The organism is Corynebacterium sp. MSK310, from assembly GCF_030227355.1.
In the GTDB taxonomy this organism is placed as follows: domain Bacteria; phylum Actinomycetota; class Actinomycetes; order Mycobacteriales; family Mycobacteriaceae; genus Corynebacterium; species Corynebacterium rhinophilum.
The window spans coordinates 1-792 of sequence record NZ_JASPFZ010000047.1 but is presented as its reverse complement, the minus strand read 5'-3'; the positions used below and the strand labels follow the sequence as shown (position 1 = coordinate 792).

Below are 792 nucleotides of genomic sequence, written 5' to 3'. Positions count from 1 at the left end.
TTGACAAACCGGCATCTCAGTCGTTTTTGTTCTGGGGTGCCGGTTTTTCGTGTTTTGGGTCTAGGGGTGGGTCGCCTGGGCTAAACGACAAAAGGGGATGCGGACATTTTTTAGGACTATTCAGAGTAGCAGCTTGCGTCGGCGATGAGGTCATGGTCTGGCACAACCGCCAGTGAGACGAATTCTACCCCGTCATTTTCCTGGATGCGCTGCGCATTAAAGTCCGCGACGGTGGCCGAGTGGTCAACAAGTCCGCGTACATGGCAATTGGTGTGGATCTTGACGGTATTAAGCACATTGTGGGGTTGTGGATTGCCAAAGAAGAAGGTGCTTCCTTCTGGGCGCAGGTGTGCTCTAACCTGGCTAATCGTGGGGCCAAAGACGTCTTTATCGTCTGCTGTGACGGGCTGAAAGGCCTGCCGGAAGCAGTAGAGGCAACCTGGCCGCACTCTATGGTGCAAACCTGTATCGTGCACCTGATTCGTGCCGCTAACCGGCAGGTCACCTACGGGGATCGCCGGGGCGTATCGGCCGCGTTGAAAAAGATCTACACCGCCGCGGATGAAACCACAGCACAGGTTGCTTTAGACGAATTTGAAGCCTCTGAATTAGCAGAAAAGTATCCACGCTCAGTCAAAGTCTGGCGAGATGCTTGGGCGCGTTTCGTACCGTTTCTGCAGTTCCCGCCAGCAGTCAGAAAGGTAATCTATGACGGCGAATTCGATTGAATCATTCAACAATGAACTGCGTAAAGCTACCCGCAACAGGGTGCAGTTCACCAACGATGAATCA

At 53.2% G+C, this 792-nt stretch carries 1 pseudogene; it reads left to right on the top strand.

What is annotated here, in order from left to right:
* Positions 1-137: 137 nt before the first annotated feature.
* Positions 138-792 (top strand): annotated as a pseudogene (locus tag QP891_RS11670) (IS256 family transposase); the annotation flags it as partial.